This window comes from Stieleria maiorica, assembly GCF_008035925.1.
Classification (GTDB): domain Bacteria; phylum Planctomycetota; class Planctomycetia; order Pirellulales; family Pirellulaceae; genus Stieleria; species Stieleria maiorica.
Genome location: NZ_CP036264.1, coordinates 7523402 through 7549263, shown reverse-complemented (window position 1 = coordinate 7549263; position 25862 = coordinate 7523402). Strand labels below are relative to the sequence as shown.

Here is a 25862-nt window from a genome sequence, read left to right as displayed (position 1 = left end):
GATCGCTCTGAGATTCACCAAACGATCTAGATCGCGTATTCGTAAACGCTGAGACGCAAGTGACGTGCCCAGATGGGTTGGAGTGTCTGGCGAACAAAATGGTTCCACCCAGGAGCGTCGTTCACGGAAAAGAGCGAAAAAGCCTCGTAGAAAAGGCAATTCTGTTCAGCGAAAAAGAGTATTGCGACTGTGAACGCGAGACGAAACTAGTGAAACAGCGAACAGTGGAGCATCGCCAACCCCCAGCCTGCACAGGGGGAGTGGCGGCATCCCCATCGTGCAATGCCACTGGGTGAACTGCGGTGACGATGACTGTCACTCCCTTCGGCAAGACTGACCATACGGCGGAGAATGTCTTCGCTGCCTGTCTGTCATCCGCGTTGGTTCGATGACGGCAGCCTCTTTTCAAGGGCGGCTTACCGATGCGTGGTAATCCTGAAGGTGTGGTGAGCCTCACGCGAGTCGCCGCGCACCACCGCTACCACCACAAGGTGATGCTCGCCGGGTATTCCGGGAACGTTCCAGGTCAGCGTCCCGTCTTCTGTGATTTGCATTCCGCGTGGCCCTCTTTCAAGTCGAAAACGAAAGCCCTTCTGCCTTGATTTCACCGAAAGCTGATACCGGTATTGCTCACCACATTGAGCAACCGTAACGGCAAGCGAATCAACGAAGAAATAGTCAACGTCCGATGACGCCAGAGCGTTCTCGACGTCAAAACTTCGAAGATCGATCCTGTCTTCCTTACTCGAACGAATTGCAATCACGTTTGCCTCGGGGGCAAAGAACATCGGCATTCGTTCCTCAAACCGCTTGTAAAAGACATTGGATTGCTCTGCGAAGTCAGCGATCTTCGCAACGGGTTTTTCTTCGCCGAACAGTCGCACGGTAGCGGAAAGTTTTTCGGACCCCGCTTCCTTTTGCTCAGGCATAAACGCCAGGAAGTAGGGGCCGGTGATCGACGGAACTGCATTAATGTAGTACTTGGAAGGCTCGCCCACCAAGCTCAGGCGAGCATCGTAGAGCTTATCCCCGACTACGGAGTACGAGCCATCGGAAGAAAGTAATCCCCCACCGACATACGAGCCGTGGATTCCGCCGAGTTTATTCATCATAGATCCTCGAAGAACAAACGTAGCGCCTTCATTAATGCTAAACACATTTCCAACTGTACTGGCGCGAATCACGTGTTTTGCACTGAGAATCCCCCGAGGATGAGACAAAGACGGCCACACATTACTGATTAGTTTCAATGAATCGATGTCCATTAGATGAAACGAGAACGACGATTCTTTTGAGGTGCGCAACATCACGGGCCCTTCCGATCCAGCGCCCATGGCGGCATAGTCCAGGTTTCCTTCATAAGGAAGCTCTCCTACCGCGTCACATTCAAACGTGTCCAAGCGGTATCGCATTACAACACCAACGGCGGAGTCGAAAACCAGCGCGCGAGTCGCACCGGCAACAACACGGGCATTGCCTGGCGCGGGCAAATAGTGAACGATCTTCCTTTGGAAGAGATCAACTACGGCAACTCTGCCAACCGATTCGAGGTGGCAAAACAGAAAACGACCGGAGCCACCTGCAACAATCCGACCAATCGGTCCAGGAAAGGCAACATGGTCCGCTCCTCGTCCGTCGGCCATTCGAACACTTGGCAGTACCGGCAATGCGTTGGAAGGCTTTGGCAGTTTCAAGTGTTTGGCACGATCGTTGTTCACCCCGGCAACAGCGATTTCGAACATGTGAAAAACCTGCTGGCCAGAACCGTCGCTGACTGAGGTGATGACCGTTGCGGGAGAAGGCGAGTCAACACCCGGTGTCCACGTCAATCTGCCTTGTTCAGAAAGCTCCATCCCGTCAGGGGCGTCTTCCAGTGAAAAATCGATACCACCCGACTTCGACTTCGCAGTGATCTGGTAGTCCACTGCTTCGCCGACGCGGACGAAATCTGGCGGCCTTGAATCCACTAACAGATAGTTCACATCGGACCGACGCAATTCGGCATCGATATCAAATCGGTGCGCGATCATCCCACCACCGTCACTGGAAAGCTGCAAGATTATCTTGGCATATCGGTTTACTCTGGACACCGGTTTTCGGTACCTCAAAGATGGCAGTCCGGTCGTCGATACAACTGGAAAGGTCGTTGGACTCGTAAGCTTGAGCGTTGCCGCCGCAGGCAGGAATCACATCATCCCTGCCGGTCACCTACTGCACCTGCTCAAGCGTCCAAAAATATCAGTCGAGATTCCCGATGACTTGGCAGACAGGCCTGGTCAGTCTCACACCTTTAGCGTTGATGATCGTCCCGATCATCAGTAATTCGACAGATCTATCCGTCGAGGCCTCCGTTCGGATCAATCAAGGCGATTCCTGTGAAATCTCGCTGGCCAGGGTTAGCGAATCCAAGTTCTCGGGAAGTTTCGTCCCGATCGCAAATTACCGCCCCGCGGACAGGTTAGTCGAAGCAAGGATCATTTATTCCCGAGGTGAGATCAACGCGCCGCTCATCAATCAAGAATTCTCGATCGCCTCTCAACACAAGACACTTGCAGACACTCAACGTCTTGTCGCGCAGGACGACGGTACACATCGGGCGATCTTTGTTGATGGCAGTGAAACAACCGGTCAACTGCAAGGACTTGATCGCGTCAATGTCAACTTCGGGAGTGTCAGATCCGTACTAAACCTGTCACAGGCCGAGAGCGTGTCCCTTCATTTAGTTGACGTTCGTGTCGAGGCGGAGTTCACCGTTGTTGTTCGTCAATCCGAGGAAGTGGTCGATCAAGTTGTGCGTCGGACAAGTTCTATATCGCGTGAGTTAAAACCAAAAGTCAAGCTCTACGACGGAGAAAAAAGGGTGCTGCCAATGCCCGCCGCGATCACCGACATCGTCATAGCCGGTGGAGGACGTCGAATCTTGGTTGTGATGAGACATGTCAAATCGATAGCCGTCCTAGACGCGGTCGAGGGCTCTATCATTAAGCGTTTACCGCTAGCAAGTGACAACATCTTGGTCGCCGGCACATTGAACCACATTATCATTTTCGATCGTGCAAACGATCGAATTGAACGCTGGTCACTAAACACACTGCAAAAGGAAGCTTCTGCCAAGACACCGTTTTCTGGCGTAGTCAAGGCGGTCGCGGCAGGATACGCATCCGACGGTCCCGTGCTTGTCCATGGAGATGATTTGGCGGCTTCCGGAAGTTTCTCGACGCTCGATGTCATTACCTTAAAAGAACAGGCGGTCCGGATACCCGGCGAACGGTTGTTATCGACTAGGGGTGACGTCAACCATCTGCGTGCCTCGGCAAACGGAACCATCTTTGGAATGTGGGCAACAAACCAGTTCCCGCAAGGGCTTAACTGCTTGCGTCTGAATGGTGATCGCCTCGAAGCATACTATGAGCATAAATCGGTCGGGCATGTCTGTCCGGGACCAGGTGGGATGTATTTGTTTACGCGCACAGGCGGGGTGTACTCCAACGCCTTGAAGGCGCTGTCATCTGATGAGAAAGCCGCATCGGTTCCGACGACGCACGAGAAGATGTATGTGGTCGTTCCCGAGAAGAGGGAAGGACAACACCCAGTCGAAGACAACGATATTCCTGTTGTTCGACCATACATCCGCATCATCGGCTCAAACACCCCACTGATCGATTTGCCCGACTTGGAACTGGGGACGGAGTCGCCGGAACAGCGTAACGAAGCGGCTGAGTTCAGTTTAGACAAACGAGTGTTCTACTTGGTCCAAGCCGAATCGTTGATCACCATTCCGTTTTCCAACGACAAGGTTGTCGTTCAACACTACGCGATTGAAAAAGAACTCAAGAGAACGAAAACGAACTATTTTTACGTTGCGTCAACGCCACCGCGAGCGTTTGCTCCAGGTGAAAGCTACCGCTATCAGATAGATGTCGTGTCAAATCACCCGGTGACTACCTATCAGCTCTCGTCCGGGCCAGAAGGCATGGAGGTCTCCAGTTCGGGTGAGTTGACTTGGCCTGTCCCCAGCAATTTTGAGCAGAAGTCAGTGGACGTTATCGTCACCCTCACCAATTCTGCACGGCAGACCAGATACGATGCATTCACCTTGTATCCGGCCCCGTAGCGAGCCTTTGACCGAGTTCGCGCTGCACGCGGGACGAGTGTGTGGCGAAGCAAAGGGGAAGGGAGTAGCTGCCCCCTGGGAATCGGATGCGAGGAGGTGGCAGGATTGGATCGGCCCCAGGCGATTACCCCATCGCCGGACCTACGGTCGTTCGGCTTGCTCGTGCATGATCGTCAACAAGCGGTCGATCATCAGGCTTTCTTTGTGAGACACCTTGCCCAGTTCTGACGCGTCACCGGAGGCTTTGGCCACGGCGATCATTTGTCTTTCGGTCAGGTGGATCAGGCGATTGGCGGCATTGAGTGTCAACTTCTTCATGGTCCCGCGGATGTAGCGTTTCCAGGCGTCCACCCCCAGACCCGGCGGTCGTTTTTGCAACCATGTTTCCAGCACCAGCCAGGCCGTGGAATCTTCGCCGATCCCCAGCTTTTTTGCCTCGGCGTGAATCGCCTCCCGCTCCTCGGCGTCCGCGCTGTTTTCGGCCCAGGCCACCAACACCAACGGAATGAACCGCAAGCAAATCAATTCATCGGCCGTGATTCCCATTTTGCAAAGCTCTTCAATCAGCCGGGGGTCTTCGACGCCGGTGCTGCGGACCAATGCGGCACGTGACTCCTCCGAGCCGGCTTCGGCGTGCAGACGCTGAACGATCCGGGCCTCCAATTCAGCGAAGTAGCGAGCGGTTTCATGCCTCGGCTTGGATGGTTCGTCAGTCATGGTCACTCCGAGATCGATTCGCTGTCAAGAAACGGACACACTGACCGGGTCCCGTCCAAGCCTGCAATTGGAGGGCCAAAGTCGAGCGTGAAATCGGTTTCGCCCCGGTCGCTCCACTTCGCACGTCACTGTGTCACACAGTTGCACACTCAGATTTGAGACAATCAGCACACCGTGGGCGACTACGCACGCTGTCATTCCGTGATACGAAAGAGACGTGCGATCTGGTTTATGCCACGGCATCTGGCACTTGATTTGCTTTATCGGATGACAATCACCACCTCGGAGAAATCTTGCTATGCACAATGTTTTACTTGCCGTCGACGGATCGAATCCCTCCATCGAGGCTGCGAAGTTGCTCGCCCACCTGCCGCATCCGGACAGTTTGGATTTGGCGGTGTTGAGCGTGGTGCAACGGCCTTTCATACATAGCAGCTACGCGACGGGGGAGTTGTTGGAAAAAGCGTTTGAGCGTGACAAGGCGTTTGCCAACGAAACATTTCGGCGTGTGGCGGAAATGTTTGACGGCGCGAACGTGAAGATCAAACACGTGATGCGAGAAGGACCGGTCGGTGAATCGGTCGTCGAAGTCGCTGAGTCGTTGAAGCGGGATTTGGTGGTCGTCGGTGCCAAAGGTCACTCACAGATCACACGTCTGTTATTGGGCAGCGTCAGCGATCATGTTGCCACCCACGCGCCCTGCAGCACGTTGGTGGTCCGCCCCACGGGACTGCATGACACGGTACGTCCCATCCGAGTCTGCTTGGCGTACGAGAGTAGTGATTCTGCGATCGCGGCGTTGGAAGAAATCGCCGAGGTCCCGTGGAAGACGGGAACGGATTTCCACCTGCTGACGGTCGAAACGTACCTGTCGGATTTCATCGGCCAGCGGATTGCCGACGAAGGCATTGAGATTTCGTCGCATTACCAGGAAGGTCTGGCCCAGGCGAAGGCGGCTCTGTCAGACGTGGCCCCGCGTGCGAAAACACATTTGGTCAAGGGGGATCATGTGGGTGAAAGCATCGTCACGTTCGCCGAAGACAACGACATCGATTTGTTGATCGTCGGTGAAACACCGCGTAGCGCGGTGAACCGATTCTTGTTGGGCAGCACGTCCCGGTATGTGTTGCGACATGCCCCTTGCAGCGTTTGGGTCACCCGGAATCGTGCGGTCCGCAACGTGGACTCCTAATCCCCTCTTTCAGGAGCGTGCGACGATGAAAGTTTTACTCGCGACCGATTGTTCCCAGCAGGCCGCGGCCGCGGCGGGGTATCTGCAATCGCTGAAATTCACCGCGCCGATCAGTTTGACGATCATCACCGCGCTCGGTGATCCCTATGGTTCCAGCCCCGAGTCGACGCAGCACTGGTTTCCCGAATTGCTCCGCCAGGAACGTGCCCGTGCCGAAACGCACCAGGCAGAATTGGCCACGCAGTTGCGGGATCGCTGCACCCGAATCGACACGATTTGCCGTCCGGGGCATCCCGTCAAGATCGTCTTGGGCGAAGCCGCCGATCTGGATTGTGATCTGATCGTGATCGGCGCCCGAGGTCACTCCTTCCTGGGACGCTTGTTGATCGGCAGCGTTAGCGACAGCATTGCCACGCATGCCAAGTGCTCTGTGCTGGTGGTTCGCCCGCCCAAGGATGACGAAGACAAACGCGATCGAGATCCGGATCGGGCCAATCACATCCTGGTCGGCTATGACAGTTCGAATGCGTCTCGCGAAGCGGTCGAAGAGATAGCGTCACTCGACTGGGATCCCGAGACAGAGGTCGAATTGCTGAGTGTCGCACCGATCTATGACTACCTGCTCGGCAATGGACTTTCGACAGCCGCGATTGCCAATGAAGAAGAGATCTTTAAGGAGATGAAGCAGGGCGGGGATGAGATGAAGCACCGCATCGAAGCAGTGTTGCCCAAGACCCAATCGGTCATCATGCATGACCAGAGGGTCGGTGATGCGATCGCGGATCTGGCCGAAAAGAGCGGTTCAGACCTGGTCGTCGTCGGTGATTCCGGACACAGTTTGCTGGACGACTTTCTGCTCGGCAGCACGACGAAGTATGTATTGCGTCACGCCCCCTGCAGCGTTTGGATTTCCCGGCATCACCGAACCTCCAGCGATGAGGGAACGGCAGAGACAAACGCCAATGACGCGTCAAAATGAGATGGCCTGGGTCGGGGCGGCACCCGGGTGACAGTATCGGGCGGCGAAACCGGTGAGCGATTCGACACTCGGCAGCGACAGTTTCTGTCGTGCTCTTCGCAAGTGGGTGTGCACCGTGCTCGCGCTGACGTCCAGCTTTTCGGCGATTTCGCGTGTCGGACATCCCAACGCCAACAACCCCATGATCTCGCGTTCCCGGTCGGTCAGCGTTTTCAGTTCTTTGGGGATCATGACCGAGAGCATGCAGACGGCAATCTCCGGCCGCTCCAGTGGCCAGAGCCAGACGCGGGAGTGTTGGCCGCGTTTATTCTCCAGTTCCAGCGTAGCCGCTTCGCCAAGCGCAACGACTCTGGCAAAGGCTTGTTTGGCATGTTGCATCGACTCGCTGACCAAGTGCTTCCAAACCATGTCGCCGGGTTTCCACGACGGTTTGTCATCGCTCCGCCAAATCAGATGGCCGCGCCAGTCGCAGATCGTGACATTTATCCCGTCCAGAATCACATCAGACATTAAGAATCGCCGTCATTTTGCGCGTATTGCGATATTTTATGGCACCCAACTCACGTACGATGTCGCCTTCGTCCGTTGGACCTTGCGGCCATCGGAAATGCGCTCCCAATGCGAGATCGGGGCAGTCTCGCCGGGAGGCACGGTCTTGCCGAAAGCACAGTCTTGCCGAAAGCACAGTCTTGCCGAAAGCACGGTCTTGCCGAAAGCACGGGGCGGTGTCAGATGTAATGGATCTACACCACTGTCGCATTGCGATGCGACGCGTTCTGCTTAGATACCCGCCGTGGTTGAGATTTCCGTGTCGGTCGTCACCGTTGTGTCAGTTGCGCGGCCGATTTTGACGAGGTTGACCGCCAAATGATCGGTTTCCGCTCGACCGACCCTCTGGAGGATGCTTGACCGCCAGAAGGGTGCCGAAGAGGTCTTTGGATGGGGACGACGGCCCGTCCTGGCGCTCGGCCTTCGCTGCGTGGGATGTCGCCTCAACGCGAAACACCCACGTGCGCCGATTCATTGCACGTAGGCCTCGGCGGCGTACTGATTGCTCAGCCGGGTGCTGCTGTCGCAGGGGAGTGTGCGGTAGGTGTACCCGGCTGTCTTGACCGCGTCTTTGACGGGATTGAATTCGGAGAACGAATCGTCCCACACGGCGATCAAAACATGGAAGCGACCGGGTTGGAATTCGGCCTGCAAACGCGTCGCCAATTCCGACAGCGAATCCTCATCGACCGCTGATCCGCGGTGTGGTTTGGGCGTCACACGTGTCAGCGAACGGCTGTGTTGGAGCACAAAAAAATCCTCGCGGTTGACTCCTTCGTCGGGGGCGTTTTGCAGCAGGTACCAGCGTCCATAACGCAGCAGCACCACCGCTTCCTCCGTCATGCTTCGATTCAAGGGACGAAACTCCACCGATCGTTCCGACTGCGATCGAACGGCGCTGACGCTTGCCGCCTGTTCGGCGATCCGTTGCTTCGCCTCGGCGATTTGCCGTTCAAGCTCCGATTGATCGGCCAATTGATCTTCCAGTGCTCTCTGCTGGGCTTGCCGTTGATGATCGGTGCGGCCGGCGTGTCGCCGCGCCAGCGAAAGTGTCTGCCGGAGCGATTCCAGTCGATCAGCCTTGTCCATCACGTCGCCTCGGGGATCCAGCCTGCGCATGATCGTCTTCTGGGCCTGGATCGCCGCGACCGTTTGGCGAACCTTGGCATCGACCAGCACCGTGCTGACCGGTTGAGGCCGCTGATCGGGCTGGTCTTCCGGTTCGGCCGGCGCGGTGCCGCGGGCGATGATCAACAACGCGGCCAACAACGTCAGAAACATCACGCCGCCGAAAACGTTTGACACCGTGTCCAGCAATAACTCCAGCGAATCGTCGTCGTTGCTGTTTGTTCGTCGCCGGCTCACGGTGCATCTCCCTGCGCATCCGCTCGGACCGGCACGCTGCCCTGCGCGGTGATCTGTGAATCCTCGTCCAACAATTCCAGTGCCAAATGGAAACCGGCGTCGCGGAACTCGGACAGAAAAACGGCGCCGGCCCCGGCGACCGAGGGACGCAGGACCAGAATGATCGATTGCGTTTTCGTTTTTTCCGACAACACGTCGCGGATCTGTCGCACCACCATCATCGGCAGCTGGTTACGGTCGTAGGACACCGCCGTCACGTCGCCGGGATCGAGCACGTCAAACAGCTCGGCGTACGTGTCGCGAAGATCGACCACCCACATCGGTCGCGAGGGCGTCGCGGTGGTCTTGAATGCGACCAGTTTTCCGCTGCGATGCAGGACTTGTTCCTGTTTCAATGAATCGAGCTGCTCGCGGAGCCGCTCGCGCAGCTCCAGAATTTGTTTGCGTTCGTCGCTCATCTCTCCCGCGGCGACTTGTTGTTGAAGCTGCTCGGCCTGTGACTTCGTGGCCTCGGCGCGGCGCACGATTTCGGCAAGTTCCGATTGGGCGGCTTGGATTTCGGCATCCAAATCACGTTCGGTGGCATCGAGCAACGCCTGATTGTCGCGCCGCAGGTTTTTCAATTCGTTCTGCAACGCGATTAGATCTTGAGCGGGATCTTCAACCAATTCGGCCGGCGGCGTCGTCGATGCTCGGGCGACGGATGGGTCCACGGTCAGTTCCGCTTGCATCTCGGCCGCCTGCGTCGCCAGCCGCAAACTCAATTGCACAACCAACAACAGCAGGATGAACAACATCACGCCGGCGACACCGGTGATGATGTCTTGAAAGGCGAACAGATTGACGGCTTGCTCGCTGCGGCGACGTCGCATGGTGCGTCACTCCAACACAATCGGGTCATCGATGACGACCGCATCGTCGTCCACTTCGCCTTCCTGGATCACTTCCACCGCCGCAAACTCCGCTTCCGTCTTCTGTTTCGAATCGGTTGCGTCGGTATCCGCACCAGCCGCAACGCGTTTGACGCTCGCATCGGAATCGGAGTGCGCGATCCGGCTGAGCACTTCACGCTGGCAATACTCGGTGCATTCATCGAGAAACTCTTCTTCTTGCTTCTTTTGAAACGTCATGGCCATTTGAACCAGCAATGCGGCCATCAGTGCTAAAAGTGTTGTTTCGAATGCGGTCGCAAGTCCACCGGTCACCCCCTGCAACGCACCGATCAGTTTTGACGGGTCTTCGGTCTGACTGAGCACACGGCCGAATCCGCCGATCGCGGTCGACAGCCCCGAAACGGTTCCGATGAATCCCAGGATCGGGATCGCCCACACCAATCCGCGGATCAGATTGAAGCTGGTTTCCATCACCGATTCGTCGTGTTCGGATTGGGTCCGCAGGATCTCGCCCAAGTCGACCACGCGGCTCAGATTCCTCGCGTTGGACAATCCGACTTCGATGCGATGCAGCAAGACGAATCGCTTGGGATCGTCACAGACCTGGTACAAACGATGCAGCACATCGGTTACCCGGTCGACCGACAACACGAAATCAACTTGGTCGGGCATCACGACCAGCCCGAGTGCCTTGTGTTGCAAACGCAGTTTAGCGCGTTTGAACCACAGAATCAGAAGCGACCAAAAGGTAAAGAAGACGATCACCGGCGGCGTCCAACCGCGACGAATGAACATGTCCACGATCGGGTTGGATCCGATCGCGACCAGGGAGCCGAACAGCGCCACGGTCATCGCCGCCGCGATCATCGCGGGCAGCAGACTTCCCACACGCGTGTAGCGTGCGCCCGAGAACCCGAAGCGACGTTCGATATCGCGACGCATCCAGACGAGTCGATCGTTGCTGACCGGCGATTCATCCACCTTGATCGGCTCCTTGTTGGGGGTCGGGCGAGTCGGAATCTGGGCGGGCGAGGACACAGACCATCGCGCCGCACTGTTGCGCTGCCGGATCAGTTACTCTGCCAGACATCGACGATTGCGGCGGGCCGATGGCGACTTGTTTCGTTCGCCCCGTCTTTGCATCGAACGAGAACACAACCAACGGATCCGCAACAGCCGGTTCGTTCAACACGACTTGGTACTTCGCGCCGTCCATTGAAACCCAGCCGATCCATCGGGGGGCGGGGGGACGCGGGCGGCGAAACGATTTGAATTCACTCAGCATGCGTTCGACCCGTTTGTCCCAGTCGTCCACCGACTCGATCAATCGCTTGGCTTGGGTGCGTTGGACAAGCTGATCCACATCGTCCGGGTCCGTGTCCAGCCAATTGGTGTCCCAATCGAATTGCGCGGCCTGCAACGTTTCAAGCCAGTCGCCGAACGCCAGCTTGATCGGCACGCTTCCCTTGACGGCGATTTCCAACACGCGTCGCATCCAGATCAACCGATAGATCGGATCAAATTCCGGGTCGCTTTGAAAGGTTCGCAATTCGTGGATCAGACGATAGGCGACCGGAGTAAAGTCGACCGCAGTGACGTCCGAAATACTCTGGCTGACCTTGGCGGCGAATTGACTGTGCCCCGACAACGTGACACCGGGCAGCACGTCATCGCGAAAACGCAGCCCAAAGTTCTTTGTCTCTCGCTGAAGCATCGGATTGACCAATACCGGGACCAGATGGGCACGCTGTGACGTCCGATTCGGTGGTTGTTCCGAGTAGAACACCTGCCCGCCCGGATCGGGATAGACGTAGATTCGATTGAGCAGCGGCGATCGAAACGCTTCTCGCAACTCTCCGATCACGTCGTCACAGCCGGCGATCGTTTCATAGGTTGTCCGCCAACGGGTCGCGAGGCCGGACAAGGGATGTTCCGGATCAAGTGTTTCAGCTTGCCGAAGAGTCGCCAGCCAGTCGGCAGCGATCGCGCTGTCGACCAGTTGTGGTCGGCGATAACCGGGATGGTTCAGTACGTCGATCCAAGCCAGCGTCGTGTCGATCGCCTTGGGACTGGGAGCATCTCGCTGTAGTCGCTGCGTCAACGGGTCGCGCGGCCACGAGTCGGCGAAATGTTCGATGGCAAGCGTGTAGCGATGTGAATCTCCGACGGCTTGCGTGATCGCGTCGACCAATTTGTCACGATCCGTCTGCTGTTGATCCCGCTCGGCAGACGCGGCAAGCATTTTGGATGCCTGCTTGGCCGCCTCGCTCAGTTCCGGGTTGCCCAGCTGGTGCGTGGCGGCAAATCTGCCCAATTCCTGTTGCAGCTCAAAACGTCGCGCGGCACGTGCTTCGTCGGTCAGTTCCGCTGACTCCACACGGAGGAACCGGTCGACCTTTCCTTGCAGTGTTTCGAATTCGTGTGTCTGGTCATTCGCCCTGGCGGCTTCACGCTGCAGACGTTGTTCTTCCGCTTTGCCCAGCATCTCACTGGCGAACTCGATTTCTTCCTCGCTGCGAGCCAACGAGTTCAATCGCTTGACGTCTTCCGGATCGATGTCGGCAAGCGGCAGCGAACGCATTTGATCGGCTAACCGTTTGAACTCGGCCTTTCGTTCGGCCTCTCGGGCGATTGCCTGGTCGACCATCTCGCGACCTCGAACGAACGCCGGTTCGGTGCGTGTTGCTTCGTCCAACTGGTCTAAATAGTCGGACGCTTGGTCCCATTGTTCTGCCGTCACCAATTTGTCGAATTCGGCCTGGTGATCGACCAACGCACGCATGCGGTCCAACGTGGCCAATCCGAATCCGCCGACCACGGTGGCGAATAGGCAGACGACACAGGCGACGGCGAACATCAACCGGCGGCGTTCCAGCATCCGTTCGGCTCGGATGTACTCGTCGGCACGATAACGCAACAACGACGACAGCTCGGCTGCCGATTCGGTGGCAGATTCTGCGGCCGCCAAGGCCTGGGTGACCTCTTCGCGCGGTGCCCCCGTTTCCAGCGCTCGCTGCAAGCGGTGAATCACGGGGTCGACGTTTCGCTGAATCAAAGGGACACCGCAAGCATAGAAAACATCAGGACGAATTCCGCAGGTCATGCGGGTTCGGGTCACTGGATCTCGATCAAATCCCGCTCCAAGCTTAATTCGGCGTTGGTCCGACCGGTACTTCCTTCCAGTCGCTCCAGCAGAGCTTCCAGCTCTTTTCGAATCTGACGCACTTCCGCGTTGGTCACGCCACCGCCAGATTCAGTAACGCCCGCTTCAGCGCCCGCCGGATCCGTCGTCCCCCCCGAGGTGCCCGGCTCGTCCGATTCGACCGACGCATCGGTCGACTCTTTTTGAAGCCCGGCCAACTCGGCTTGCAAGTCAAAATCCTTGCCGGGCGGCGGCATCAATCGTGCAGCGTCCAAGGCTTGGTCGAGTGCCGCCTGGGATTGGCCCCAGCGGCGATTGGACTGGGCCTGGTCGAGCAATTTTTTTGCCGCGTCGACGCGTTTTCGCCAGTCCATGTTGCCGGATTCGTCACGAAACTGCAGTTCTTGTTCGCGGTCGGCGATCGCCTGGGCCTGGCGTTTCTGCGCCGATGCGGGCGAGGAAGCCGGCGGCGGAAAACAGCCACCACAAACGAGCAGGCCGGCAAGCACGAGCGTAGGTTTCATCATCATCACCGTCGATCACTCCAAATAGGTCGCTTTCATTTCCGCCAGCAACGCGTCCAGCAACTCCGTCTCCTCGATCATCCCGTTGTGCCGGAAGACAATTTTGCCGCCCGGTGCGACCAACACCGTGTGCGGTTCGGGGCCTTCCCATTGGGGATCCAAGGCGGCGATCAAGGCGTCGACATCCGGGTCGGTGAACAGATAATTGTTCGACGTCCGGCCTTCGGATTCCAGTGACGGTTTCAAGCGTGCCGGCAACACGGCTCGGTTGGCCGACAGAAAAGCCACAACGCGATCACGGTTCTTGGGCAGATCGGTGCTGATCGTGATCAATTCAAATTTCCGCAATCCCATGCGGCGCGAGACTCGCGTCAACCCGGGAAACTCTTCGACGCAAGGTGCGCAGGTGGTCGACCAAACATTGAACAGTCGATACTTGTCGGTCTCGTTGGCGACCAAGTTGGCCAGCCCGGCTGCATCGATTTCGTCCAACGTCACTTCGGCCGATTGCCAATGCTGCTCGTCCTCCTCCACCTTGCTGATCTTCTCGCGCCACTTGGTCGAACACCCAAACGGTTTGGTCACGGGGACGGGAACGGGCTTTCCCTCCAGCAGCGCCAAGACGGCATCCCGCGTCTCACGCGACTTCACCGACGCCGGGTCGGGGTAACGAGAATTGTCCAGCCGGCCTTTGTAACGAAGCTTTCGTTCGGAATCGAAAACGAACACGTGGGGTGTCGCCAAGCAGCCGTATTTCTTGGCCGTCGCCTGTGTCGCTCCGTCGTACAAATACGGGAACGTGAACCCATGATCTTTCGCATACGGTTTCATGTCTTCGAAACTGTCGTCGTACTTTGAATACCCCAATTCGTCCGGCCGCAATCCATCGCCGGAATTCGGATTGATCGCAACGACCGCCACGCCACGGCCGTCGACTTCCCGCACCAGATCCATGAATCGCGGGTCATGGGCATGGCAAACCGGACAGTGGTTGGACGTGAAGTAGACGATCAGAACCTTGCCGTCGTCAAAGTCGTTCAGTGTCCAATCGCGCCCATCGATCCCGGGCAATTTAAAATCGGGCGCGGCATCACCGATTTCCAGTGTTTGCAGACCGGGTGGAAAATCGGCCGCGACCGAAAGGCCGGGGACACCCAACAGAATCAAAACAGCGAGCAAGGTTTTTGTCATCACGATCACTCGGGGAAAAAAGTGAACTCGGTTTGGTTTTGTGGTCGCTCTTGCAATGTACGACTCTCCGCGTACGACTCTCCGCGTACGACTCTCAGTGTACGACGGCCCTTCCGGGCCGTCGCCGGTCAATGTACGACGGCCCTTCCGGGCGGTCGCCCCTCGCTGCGAAGCAGCGAGCGGGAATCGCCTGAAGACTAAACACCAACGATTGCGAATTCCTATTGTAGCGGAACTCGGTCGTTCGGCGGATTCAGCGTTGAAACTCGTAAACGCTGCCCAATCCCAGCAGCGACGCCAATTCGTCCAGGGCGTCGAAGGATTCACGCATCAGCTGCGGGTCGGCCAGATCCGCGGCGGTCAGCGACTCTCGATAATATCGCTCGATCCAGACATCCAGCTGTTTCTCCAACGTGTCGGTCAGAAAGACGCCCGGCGTGACCGACGCGACCTCCTCCGGCGTCAACACGACGCGCAGACGCAAACACGCCGGCCCGCCGCCATTGTTCATACTTTGACGCAGGTCCACGAACTCCACGCGATCGAAGGTTCCATCGTCGACCAGTTCCTGGAGCAACATGGCGACCGAGCGATGGCTGCGACAATCCTCCGGCGCGATCAAGACGGTTTGACCGTCGGCTGCCGTGACGATCTGGCTGTTGAATAAATACGTCGCGACGGCATCGTCCAAACTGACACGCTGTTGGGGAACTTCGACGATTCGGATCTGCTCGCTCGTCGCCCGGCGAAGGGCATCGAACACCTGCATGGGTTGCTCAAACGCCTGCTCGTGACAGAACAGCAATTGGCGATGTCCCACCGCGATGACGTCGTTGTGAAAGACACCCGCATCGATCGCGCGCGGGTCTTGTTTGGCGAAAACGACGCGGTGGGGATCAAGCCGATGCAGGCGGGAAACCGCTTCGCTGGCGGCTCGCGACTGGCGCGCGGCAAACCGTCGGGGACGCGAGTGGTCGTCGTCCCCGTGATCGGTTCCGTAGACGAATAGCTGGACGCCGGGACCGCCAAACGAATCGCAGAACCGGGTGTGGTTGGCCGCGCCTTCGTCTCCCATGTCGGCCGAACAGGGGATCGGGTCGTGATGACAAAAGCATTGCGGATCATCGAAAATGCGTCTCAGAATCGTCGCCGTCACGATCGTTTCGGACGCGCGATGCAGGCTGCTGGCCAAGTTGGCCGCGGTGAAGTGGACGCGGCCGTCATCGGCGTCTGCGGACGGGCATACGGTGGCGGCATTGGCCGTCCACATGCTCGAACCGGACATGGCGATCGCCAGCATTCGGGGCGATTGGTTTTGCGCCGTTGCCAACACGTTTGCATCGTCACCGGAGAACCCGAGTTGTCGCAACAAGCGTAGGTTCGGGCGCGGTTGGGGAGGCAGAATGGCTTGGGGGATGCCCAAGGATCGCAACCGAGACATTTTCGCCAGGCCCTGTCGAGCAGCGGCACGAGGATTGGAGGGTTCGCTGCGGTGCAGCCACGACGCCAAGTTACCCGGCGCGAGCCCGGCGAAGTTGTGCGTCGGTCCGATCAATCCGTCAAAATTGACTTCGACCGCGGTGGCGGAATCGGTGTGGTGCATGGGAATTGATCCTAGTCGTCTACCGCAGTTTCGTTTTCGACTGGCCTGGATAGTCGCCGTCCTCTCCGAGGTCGGCGTGGGGAAAAGCTTTGCTTTTTGTGGCGCCGAGTTCGGAAAACACGGCGACCCTCGGAACACATCGTCAAGGGTTTCGCCGAAAGCCTTGGCGGCTTCCGCTACGGGGTGTTCCCCCCGACCTCGATCCCCGGCAGGGTGGTCGCCGGCAACGATAAAGACCCCGATTCCAGCATGGCGGCAGCATCGCTGCAATAGTCGGCTGCGAAGTAGCCGCTGGGCCGGTGATTCCCCGACGCCCCCAAGCCTCCGAACGGCAAGCGACCGCTGGCGCCTACCGTCGGTTGATTCCAATTGACAACGCCGGCACGGATCAGTGTTCGAAACCGATCGAATAAGGCCGGGTCATCTGACAGCAACGACGCCGACAATCCGTACGCCGTCCGATTGGCCTGGCCGATTGCCGCATCAAAGTCCACCACACGGATGACTTGAAGCAGCGGCCCGAACACTTCCTCGTCGATTCGATCGTTCATCGTCGTCACATCCACCAGTCCCGGACGCAGCAGGGCCGCGTTGCGTGGGTCACGGCACACTGCAACGAGTACCCTCGCGCCGGCATCCAGCCACGACGCCTGGGCATCCAACACGCGGTCCGCCGCTGCCGCAGAAATCAACGGTCCACAAAACGGCACCGGATCGTCGTCGGGCAATCCGACTCGAAGCGTCTCGCAGTGACGGACCAAGCGATCGACAAGCAAATTCGAATCGTCATCGTCAATCAAAATCAAGCGGCGTGCGCACGTGCAACGCTGGCCGGCAGTGGCGTACGCCGAGACGGCACACAGATAGGCAGCCGCGTCGAGATCCTTGGCCCGATGGACCACCAGCGGGTTGTTGCCGCCCATCTCCAACGCCAACAGCACTTCCGGCCGGCCCGCCAACGACCGATGGATCGCACATCCGGCGGCGTAGCTTCCCGTGAACAAGACCCCATCGACTGCTTGCGAGACAAGCGTGGCGCCGACGGCCCCGTCGCCTTGAACCACCTGCAGCACGCCATGCGGCAGACCTGCCTTGTGCCAAAGTTGACACAGCAATTCACCCGTGCCTGGCGTCATCTCACTGGGTTTAAAGACGACCGTGTTGCCTGCGACCAGTGCCGGAACGATGTGTCCATTGGGCAGGTGGGCGGGAAAATTAAACGGACCGAGCACCGCCATCACCCCCACGCCACGGTAAACCACCCGCCCGGTCCCCTGCGGCAGATCGATTTGTTGCGAACCGCTGCGCTCGCAATAGGCTTGGACGGCCAGTTTCACCTTTGCCGGCACCAACTTGGCCTCCGCAGTCGATTCCCACTTCGGTTTGCCGGTTTCCCGGCTGATCTGATTCGCGATGGACTCCTGTTGATCGGTCGCCAAGGCAGCGAATCGTTCCGCCACGGCGATGCGGTCCTCGACCGCAGTGGTTTGCCACCCTGCAAGTGCGGACCGAGCGTTGGCGACAGCGTCCGCCACGTCCGCGGCGGTCGCCGCAGTTCCTTCCCAGACGATTTCATCGGTTCCGGGAAAGCAAGCCGCCATCGACGTAGTTGGCTCGGATGATGAATTCATGAGGACTCCACTTGGTTAGCCGTCTTGTCGTTCCAAAATGCTTTGGCCGTTCCTTTTAGCGGCGAGACGATTACTGAATCGCCCACCGACACGCCCAGGCTTTCGATGTCCGATGGTAGCATTTGGATTCCGTCGGCCGTTCGCCGGGTCGCGCCCCCGATGCAACGAAAGGGGCCATCGGCGGTCGCGACCAGGGTGTCCATCTTGGCGTCCTGGCTGGCTGGAAAAACGCCCGTCAGCTCAACGCGGCTCGATTCCAGGATTGTTCGAATCGCTTTGCGGTCACAGCGAATACAAGGCCCACCGTCGAAGATGTCGACCATTTGGGCTTCGTGAAAGCCCTCGGATTCCAGCAACCGCAGAGCCGGCTCGGTATCGGTGTGCACCTTACCAATCACCTCACGCGCTTGCTCGGGAAGCAACGGAACATAAATCGGATGGCTGGGCATCAGTTCCGCGATAAACCGTTTGTCGCGAAACGACTGGGTGTCGGCGATCGGAAAATCGACTTTAAAAAAGTGTCGACCGACGGCGTCCCAAAACGGCGACCGTCCGTCCTGGTCGATCACGCCTCGCATTTCCGCGATGACTTGCCGATCGTAGTGTTCCGGGTCACGGGCGATCAGCATGAACCGCGACAGCGACAACACACGACCTTTCCCTCCCCCGCGAAATTGCGGATCCAAGAACAACGTCCCCAGCTCCGTCGGGCCGTCAAAGATTTTCGCCAGGTGCAACGTGTCGACCTCGGTGCGAACGTTTAACGCTTCCGATCGATGGATGCTACGCTCCAATCGAAACGCGTAGAACGGTTCCCCTTTGGAGGAATCACCGACGTGGGTGAACAGCCCGGCGGTCCCGATCAGCCGCTGTTCAGCACCTTCGACCCAAACCAATAACGGCGACTCGCCGGTCTCGGATTCTTCGATCCGCATGGCCAGTCGATCGCGATCCGGGGTCAGCGTGGTCAATCCGTACGTCGACTTGCCGGCCAAGTCGAACAGGGCGTCCAGGTCCGCCGGTCGGACGAGCCGGATGTGGTGCATCGATGAAATCCTTAAGAACGAAACGCGATGTTGACCGACAATCAGAGGTCGCTGCTCAATGTACGACGGCCCTAACGGGCAGTCGCTGCTCAGTGTATGACGGCCTTTCCCGACGGTCGCCCCTCAGTGTACGACAGCCCTTCCGGGCGGTCGCTGCTCGCTGCTTCGCAGCGATCGGGAATCGCTACTCGGTGACCGACGGTCCTTCCGGCCGGTCGCCCCTCGCTGTGAAGCAGCGAGGAGAGTCGCCTAAAGGCTAAACACCAACGACCACGAGATCCCCTGCCATTCTATTCGGCTCAACACGTCTGGTCCAAATAGCTCGATCATTCCGCGTGACCTCCATAGACGATTCAACGAGAAAAACATTCCACCATCGCATTGACAGTCGGTGGGACATTTCTGCACAGCGTGAGGCATGGTTAGACGAACCCACCCCCGCCACGCCCGAAAAAAACACGATGCGAACGTTCGCCTTGTTGGCCACCGTCTTTTTGATCCCCTTCGGCGTTCTCAGTTACCTGGGACAGTTCGATGCGAGCCGACAAAGCCGGGTGAGTGAAGCCCTGGTTGAGGATTGGTTGACGGCTGAAAAGGCGGGGCGTGATATTCAACCATTCTGGGAGAACACCAGGGATCCGCTTCATCTCCGATCGCTGACCGAATGGCAGATCCAGGAATCGTCGGCCAGCCATGTCAATCTGTTGATTCATCGGTTGGACCGACTCGGACGTCCAACGGCGCCGGATCACTACCGTGTCACCATCGGGGCCGACTACGATTGGGAATCAAGTCAGCTGGTTCCTAAGATTCGGATGGCAGAGAACTTAAGCGATCCGCTTGGTTACTATGCGAGACTGGCGGTCGATCACGTCGAAGATTGGCTGGATGAACAACGACGTGGTGGCGATGGCACCGACTACTGGGCTCGACACACGCGCCCGTCGCGACTGTACAGCGTCGCCGACTGGTCCGTCGTGAACGAACCCGAAAATCGTTCTGACACTTCAGTCCACATTTTGGTCAACTCGGCGACCAAGGGCGGACATCCGATTCGTAAGACTTGGCGTGTTGAGGTGACGCACGGTGGATTCGGTTACAGCGACTACGAACCCAAGATCACGAAAGTCATCGACTTGAGCGATTGAGTCACGCCAGCAACTCTTTGACCACGTGCCCGTGGACGTCGGTCAAGCGGAAATCGCGTCCTTGGAATCGGTACGTCAACCGCTCGTGATCGAACCCCAACTGATGCAGGATCGTGGCTTGCAGATCATGCACATGGACCGGGTTCTCCGCGACACCGAAACCCAGTTCGTCGCTCTGGCCATATTCGAACCCGCTTTTGATGCCGCCGCCGGCCATCCACATCGTAAACACGTCGGGGTAGTGATCGCGACCGAGGATTTTGCTCTTGGCCGTCCGCCCTTCGCGAAACGGTGTCCTGCCGAATTCACCGCCCCAGACCACCAACGTGTCTTCGAGCAACCCACGCTGTTTCAAATCGCGGATCAGCGCCGCAACGGGTTTGTCCATTGTTGCACACTTGTTGGTCAAGCCGTCGGTCAGCCCGGTCGCCGCCTGGGTGCCGTGAAAGTCCCAGCCCCAATCGAACAGTTGCACAAACCGCACGCCGGATTCGACCAGACGGCGGGCGAGCAAACAATTGTTTGCCAGACTGGAACCACCCGGCGTCGCACCGTATTCGTCCAGCGTCTTCTGGGACTCCGCCGAGATGTCCATCACCTCGGGGACCGAGGTCTGCATGCGATAGGCCAATTCGTACTGCGAGATGCGCGTCAGCGTTTCCGGATGCCCCATCTGTTCTGCTTGCATCTGGTTCAGGTCGGCAAGCGCGTCGAGCGTCGCACGGCGCATCGTGCGGCTCATCCCCGGCGGGTCGGAGGAATACAGCACGGGGTCGCCCTTGGATCGGCACTGCACGCCCTGGTAAACCGACGGCAGAAAGCCGCTGCCGAACGAGTTCTTTCCGCCGTTGGGTTGGACGCCGCTGGAGATCAAGACCACAAAACCGGGCAGATTTTCGTTTTCGCTGCCCAGTCCGTACGTGATCCAAGATCCCATCGACGGGCGACCGCTGCGGGGCGAACCGGTGTAAACCATCAATTCCGCCGGCGCGTGGTTGAATTGGTCGGTGTACATCGAGTGCACGACACACATCTCGTCGGCGATTCCATGGAAGTGTGGAATCGCATCGGACATCCACATTCCCGCTTGGCCGACACGCTGCCACTTGCGTGGCGAACCCATCAGCTTCGGCGTGCCCGAAGTGAACGCGAATTCGCGGCCGGCCAGGAATTGATCGGGGCAATCCTGATCACTGCGTTTGACCAGTTCGTCTTTGTAGTCAAACAGATCCAAATTCGGCGGCGATCCGGTCATGTGCAAATAAATCACCCGCTTCGCCTTCGGGGCAAAGTGGGGCGTTCGACTGGCAAGCGGATCGCTCGCACGCGTTGCCGAGGGATCACCGGCGTATCCGTCCTCGGCCAGCAACGATGCGAAAGCCATCGATCCGATTCCCGCAGCGGACTGCTGCAAGAAATGCCGGCGGGTGCGCGATTGCAAGAGTGAGGCTCGAGGGTCCATGGCGGGCAAAGTGGTGAGGGGGAAAGGAAGCTAGCGGCTGAGTCATTGCCTCGTTCCAAGGCTCCGCCTTGGAACGCACTGCAGGTGTGGCTCCCGCCACACACCGCATCCAACCGGAGGCGGAGCCTCCAGAAGATTCCGTTCCCAGGCGGAGCCTAGGAACGAGCCATACGTTTGAACGGCGATTCACGATGATTAACGTTTCATCAACAATTCATCCAAATTCAAAATCACATTGGCGACCACGGTCCAGGCCGCATACTCGGCCGGGTCGGCGCCCTCGGGCAAATCCCCCAGCGGATCGGTGGCCATCTGCATCGCGTCGTCGATCGACTGGCGATACGTTTCGGTCGCGGCGGACACGAGTTGTTTCAGTCGCTCGGTCTCGGCATTGGTCGGCGGACGGGTCAACGCGGTGCGAAAGGCGTAATCCAGCCGGCCTTCGTGCGAGTCTGCGGCGTGGATCATGTTTCTGGCAAACGACTGAGCCGCTTCGACATAGACGGGATCGTTCAGCGTCACCAACGCTTGAAGCGGGGTGTTGGTGCGAATCCGACGCACCGTGCAAACTTCCCGGTTGGGCGCGTCGAACTGTGCCATCGACGGGTACGGACTGCTGCGTCGCCACGTCGTGTACAGCCCGCGCCGATATCGGTCTTCGCCCTGGCTGGTTTTCCAGTCGGTCGCCGACCCGAAGGCGGCTTTTAATCCCAACTCGGGTTGCGGCGGTTTGACCGGCGGGCCGAAGCGTTTGTCGCTCAACAAGCCACTGACGAACAATGCCTGGTCACGCACCATTTCCGCCGAGACGCGGAATCGGGGGCCGCGTGCGAGCAACCGATTGCTGGGATCGTCCGCAATGGCTCGCGGCGTCGCCACACTGCTTTGACGATAGGTCGATGACATCACGATCGACTTGATCAACCGTTTGACGTCCCATCCGCTTTCACGAAACTCGACCGCCATCCAATCGAGCAACTTGGGGTGAGAGGGCAATTCACCCTGCGACCCGAATTCTTCGCTCGTTTCCACGATCCCGATCCCGAACAATTGTTCCCAGTGTCGATTGACGATCACCCGCGGGGTGAGCGGGTTGGCCGGATCGACCAGCCAACGCGCCAGATCCAGACGGTTGGGGTTGTCGGCGTTGTCGATCCGGTGAAAGGCCTGCGGCGTGCCCTCGCTGACCACATCGCCTGTGCTTTGATAGTTCCCGCGCAACTGCACATTGGTGACGCGACGGTTTTCAGCGGGCAACTGTTTCATCACCGGGACACTGGTCATCGGTTTCATTCTTGCCAGTTCATCGCGTGCCGATTGAAGCTGGTCACGCTGGGGTTTGAGCGCCGGGGCGATCGAGCGAAAGTAGTCCTCGATCCGTTTCGCTTCTTGCTCACTCCAGTCGTCCTTCGTCTTCGCCACGATCTGGCGGATCGCAACCGGCAAGGTCGCCCACCGGGTCAGGTTCGCGTCGAAACTGACGGACAATCGGAAATGATCCAGCAGATGACGTGGATGCACGGATTCTTGGGCGATCGAGACCGTCAGCACACCCTCGGACGCCGGTGTCGGTGAACCGAGCGCGAGCGTCAACTGATGGGGGCGGCCGACCTGTGGCGCAACGGCCCACCCCGTCTTTGGATCCGCTTGCGATTGCAAGACCGCCGTTGCGGGGAAACCGTTTTGTTCATGATCGGCCGACGCATGGCGGAACGTAACCGCACGCACCCCGCTAGGTGAAAGGGCGTGTTTCGTTTGCGCAGGTCCTTCGGGTTGTTGTGTCCAGGCCACGTTGCGTTCTTCGTCCAACAACGACACCTTGAATCCGTTCAGACGTTCGACGATTCCCGTTCCGCCATCGGTCCGATTCCAAACCACAAGATTGTCGATCGGCATCACCGCGCCCAAATCAATTTCAACCCAAGGGTCGCTTTCCCCGCCCGTGTGTTGCACCGAACCCTGGTGGTAATCCCCCGCGGTATTGCCATCGTTGACTCGTGCGGCGACCGCGTCGGCATAAGTCGAACTTTGACGGGCCTTGCCGCGTGTTGCGATGTTCGTCCCGCCGCTGAACACTTCGATTTCGGCTAGGTGCAAGAAGCGTGACTTCCCCGGCAGATCGACACGAACAAATCGGGCTCGGACCGGGGAAGGCTTTTGGGGTGACCAGGTCGCGTGAAAATTGGAGATCACGAAGTTGCGTTCTTGCGACGCGGATGTATCCAATCGGATACCCGTCACCGGTTGATTCGAGGTGGAGATCTCGATTTGGTAAGTGGCATTTTCCAGTTCGTCTTCGTCGGCCTTGATCCACCCGTCTTCAGTCAACTTCAATGAGCGTTGGGATTCGATGGCAGTGACGTCGGCGGGATGCCAATCCGGCGGCGAGGAGAACTCGGCCAGCCATTGGTCGCGTTGTCGGTCGACCAGGTCGGAGGGAGCGGCCAATTCGGCTTGGAGCGTTTCGATCCGTTCGGCCAATTCTGCTTTGCGGCGTTTTTGCTCGTCGCTCCAAACTTCAAACAGCGGGCTTTCGTTTCGCTTGTCGGCGTCCTCGGTGCTGTTGAAGAAGGCGAAGAATTGAAAGTATTCGTCTTGGGTGATCGGGTCATATTTGTGGGTGTGACATTGGGCGCAGGCCATCGTGGTGCCCATCCAAACCGCCATCGTCGTGTTGACCCGATCGACAACCGCGACGTTGCGGAACTCCTCGTCGTTCGTGCCGCCTTCGTTGTTGGTTAGCGTGTTGCGATGAAAGGCCGTGGCGATCAATTGCTGGTCGGTCGGGCTGGGCAGCAAGTCACCGGCGATTTGTTCGATCGTGAATTGATCGAAGGGCATGTTGTCGTTGATCGCGCGAATCACATAGTCGCGATAGGCCCAGATGGTGCGGGGCGGGTCGTCGGCGTAGCCGGCCGAATCGGCATAGCGGGCCAGGTCCAGCCAGACTCGCGCCCAGCGTTCGCCGAAGGCGGGGCTGGCGAGCAACGCATCCACGTAGACCTCGTACGCATCGGCTCGACCGTCCTCGGCAAACGCCTTGGCTTGATCCCAAGTCGGCGGCAAACCGGTCAAGTCGATCGCCGCCCGCCGGGCCAACGTCAAACGGTCGGCTGGCGGTGAAGGGTGCAATCCTTCGGCCTCCATCCGAGCGAGCGTGAAATGGTCGATCGGCCCGGCCGGCCACGACGGATCGGATACAGTCGGCAGCGGTGGCCGAACGGGGGCCTCGTAGGACCAATGTTTCGCATACTGACCGCCCTGATCGATCCACCGACGCAGCAACGCGATTTCAGCGGGCTTGAGCGGATCCCCCTTGCCCGGTGGCGGCATCACCATGTCCGGATCATCACTGGTGACCCGCAAAATCAACTCGCTCGCGTCGGTGTCACCGGGGACGACCGCCGCGTAACCGCCCAGGTCACCGTGAGCCCCTTCGGCGGTATCCAACCGTAGCCCCGCCGCCCTTTCGGCTTCATCGGGGCCATGGCACGTCACACAACGGCTGAACAACAGCGGCCGAATGTCGCGGTTGAAATCGACCGGCGGTTCGTCGGCTGTCACACCGGTTGGTGCGATGAGCGATAAGAGAATGACGACCGAGGCAAGAGAGAGAAAGCTGGTAAATCGCATGGAAGGGGGGAGCAACGATTTGGGGGGCGGAGGGCGTCATCAGTATACCCGAAAACCGGCTTCAATCATCGAAAAGCTCACAGCCTTCTTTCGCTCCCTCCCCGTCACACGGCACCAAGTCCGGCCGATCGAAACGCTTCACCTCGATCAAATCGCGACTCACCGCAGAATTTTGCGTTCCACCGCCGCACCCGCTAGACTTGGGGGCATTCGTTCTTTTTCTTCTCTTCTAAAAAAGGGCCGATAGATGGGTGTTCGATTCAGTGAAGTCGATTTAGCGACTCGAGCCGATAGCAACGTGATTCACCTGCATGTCAGCGGCACCATGAACCACGAGGATTACGAGATCTTCGGGCCCGACATCGAACAGTTGATTCAGAAACACGGAAAGATCCGTGTCCTGCTGGAACTGGATGATTTCCACGGCTGGACCGCCCGGGCGCTGTGGGACGACATCAAGTTTGACATCCAGCACTTCCGCGACATCGAGCGGATCGCCATGGTCGGCGACAAAGCCTGGGAAAAGTGGATGGCGATTTTCTGCTCGCCGTTCACCGCCGCCAAAGTCAAGTACTTCGACGCCAGCGAAATCGACGCGGCCTGGGACTGGGTGGACGAGGATTGACGCGGGATTAGGGTAAGAAGATCGGGGAGGTAAGAAGATTCGACGGAC

Annotated in this window: 19 protein-coding genes; 5 read left to right on the top strand and 14 right to left on the bottom strand. The window is 58.5% G+C overall.

Annotated features, from left to right (window positions below):
• Positions 1 to 416: 416 nt before the first annotated feature.
• Positions 417 to 2057 carry a putative Ig domain-containing protein gene (locus Mal15_RS25610; protein WP_147870350.1) on the bottom strand — a complete coding sequence of 547 codons (1641 nt, stop codon included), beginning with the start codon at positions 2055 to 2057 and terminating at the stop codon, positions 417 to 419.
• Positions 2058 to 2254: 197 nt separating this feature from the next.
• Between Mal15_RS25610 and Mal15_RS25605 the strand changes: the two genes are divergently transcribed.
• On the top strand, positions 2255 to 4114 hold the full coding sequence (locus Mal15_RS25605) for a hypothetical protein (RefSeq protein ID WP_147870349.1): 1860 nt from the start codon (positions 2255 to 2257) through the stop codon (positions 4112 to 4114).
• A gap of 141 nt (positions 4115 to 4255) precedes the next feature.
• Here the strand turns inward: Mal15_RS25605 and Mal15_RS25600 are convergent, their stop codons facing one another.
• The gene (locus tag Mal15_RS25600) at positions 4256 to 4831 is read right to left on the bottom strand and encodes a hypothetical protein (protein WP_147870348.1); all 576 of its coding nucleotides are present in this window, start codon (positions 4829 to 4831) and stop codon (positions 4256 to 4258) included.
• A gap of 298 nt (positions 4832 to 5129) precedes the next feature.
• Between Mal15_RS25600 and Mal15_RS25595 the strand changes: the two genes are divergently transcribed.
• Both Mal15_RS25595 and Mal15_RS25590 read left to right on the top strand, forming a co-directional pair.
• A complete protein-coding gene (locus Mal15_RS25595; protein WP_147870347.1) occupies positions 5130 to 6023 on the top strand; it encodes a universal stress protein in 894 nt (297 codons plus the stop codon).
• Between the two features lie 25 nt (positions 6024 to 6048).
• Entirely contained in the window at positions 6049 to 7002 is a 954-nt protein-coding gene (locus Mal15_RS25590) for a universal stress protein (RefSeq protein WP_147870346.1), read from the top strand.
• Here the strand turns inward: Mal15_RS25590 and Mal15_RS25585 are convergent.
• The 10 genes from Mal15_RS25585 to Mal15_RS25540 form a co-directional block, all read right to left on the bottom strand.
• On the bottom strand, positions 6994 to 7512 hold the full coding sequence (locus Mal15_RS25585) for a helix-turn-helix transcriptional regulator (RefSeq protein WP_147870345.1): 519 nt from the start codon (positions 7510 to 7512) through the stop codon (positions 6994 to 6996). The genes Mal15_RS25590 and Mal15_RS25585 overlap by 9 nt on opposite strands.
• Before the next feature lie 510 nt (positions 7513 to 8022).
• The gene (locus Mal15_RS25580; protein ID WP_147870344.1) at positions 8023 to 8916 is read right to left on the bottom strand and encodes a cell envelope integrity protein TolA; all 894 of its coding nucleotides are present in this window, start codon (positions 8914 to 8916) and stop codon (positions 8023 to 8025) included.
• Positions 8913 to 9788, bottom strand: a complete 876-nt coding sequence (locus Mal15_RS25575; protein ID WP_147870343.1) for a hypothetical protein — start codon at positions 9786 to 9788, stop codon at positions 8913 to 8915. Before Mal15_RS25575 ends, Mal15_RS25580 begins: the two co-directional genes overlap by 4 nt.
• A 6-nt stretch (positions 9789 to 9794) precedes the next feature.
• The gene (locus tag Mal15_RS25570; protein ID WP_233903027.1) at positions 9795 to 10790 is read right to left on the bottom strand and encodes a MotA/TolQ/ExbB proton channel family protein; all 996 of its coding nucleotides are present in this window, start codon (positions 10788 to 10790) and stop codon (positions 9795 to 9797) included.
• A complete protein-coding gene (locus Mal15_RS25565; RefSeq protein ID WP_147870342.1) occupies positions 10783 to 12864 on the bottom strand; it encodes a hypothetical protein in 2082 nt (693 codons plus the stop codon). The genes Mal15_RS25570 and Mal15_RS25565 overlap by 8 nt, the downstream gene beginning before the upstream one ends.
• A 59-nt stretch (positions 12865 to 12923) precedes the next feature.
• Positions 12924 to 13481, bottom strand: a complete 558-nt coding sequence (locus tag Mal15_RS25560; RefSeq protein WP_147870341.1) for a hypothetical protein — start codon at positions 13479 to 13481, stop codon at positions 12924 to 12926.
• A gap of 9 nt (positions 13482 to 13490) precedes the next feature.
• Positions 13491 to 14666: a redoxin domain-containing protein gene (locus Mal15_RS25555; RefSeq protein WP_147870340.1), complete on the bottom strand. Its 1176-nt coding sequence runs from the start codon at positions 14664 to 14666 to the stop codon at positions 13491 to 13493.
• A 253-nt stretch (positions 14667 to 14919) separates the two neighbouring features.
• The gene (gene astB / locus Mal15_RS25550; protein ID WP_147870339.1) at positions 14920 to 16269 is read right to left on the bottom strand and encodes an N-succinylarginine dihydrolase; all 1350 of its coding nucleotides are present in this window, start codon (positions 16267 to 16269) and stop codon (positions 14920 to 14922) included.
• 176 nt (positions 16270 to 16445) lie between these two features.
• The gene (gene astD, locus Mal15_RS25545; RefSeq protein ID WP_147870338.1) at positions 16446 to 17900 is read right to left on the bottom strand and encodes a succinylglutamate-semialdehyde dehydrogenase; all 1455 of its coding nucleotides are present in this window, start codon (positions 17898 to 17900) and stop codon (positions 16446 to 16448) included.
• Positions 17897 to 18946 (bottom strand): arginine N-succinyltransferase, encoded by a 1050-nt coding sequence (locus Mal15_RS25540; RefSeq protein ID WP_147870337.1) that lies wholly within the window; start codon positions 18944 to 18946, stop codon positions 17897 to 17899. Before Mal15_RS25540 ends, astD begins: the two co-directional genes overlap by 4 nt.
• Before the next feature lie 461 nt (positions 18947 to 19407).
• Here Mal15_RS25540 and Mal15_RS25535 point away from each other — a divergent pair, with 461 nt between their 5' ends.
• Complete coding sequence (locus Mal15_RS25535) at positions 19408 to 20094, top strand: hypothetical protein (protein ID WP_147870336.1); 687 nt, start codon at positions 19408 to 19410, stop codon at positions 20092 to 20094.
• Between the two features lies 1 nt (position 20095).
• On the opposite strand, the gene Mal15_RS25530 is transcribed toward Mal15_RS25535, so the two are convergent.
• Together Mal15_RS25530 and Mal15_RS25525 are read right to left on the bottom strand one after the other, a co-directional pair.
• On the bottom strand, positions 20096 to 21556 hold the full coding sequence (locus tag Mal15_RS25530; protein WP_147870335.1) for a DUF1501 domain-containing protein: 1461 nt from the start codon (positions 21554 to 21556) through the stop codon (positions 20096 to 20098).
• Between the two features lie 195 nt (positions 21557 to 21751).
• Positions 21752 to 25189: a DUF1553 domain-containing protein gene (locus tag Mal15_RS25525; RefSeq protein ID WP_147870334.1), complete on the bottom strand. Its 3438-nt coding sequence runs from the start codon at positions 25187 to 25189 to the stop codon at positions 21752 to 21754.
• A gap of 247 nt (positions 25190 to 25436) precedes the next feature.
• On the opposite strand from Mal15_RS25525, the gene Mal15_RS25520 reads away from it, so the two are divergent.
• Positions 25437 to 25814: a SpoIIAA family protein gene (locus Mal15_RS25520; RefSeq protein WP_147870333.1), complete on the top strand. Its 378-nt coding sequence runs from the start codon at positions 25437 to 25439 to the stop codon at positions 25812 to 25814.
• Positions 25815 to 25862: the final 48 nt, after the last annotated feature.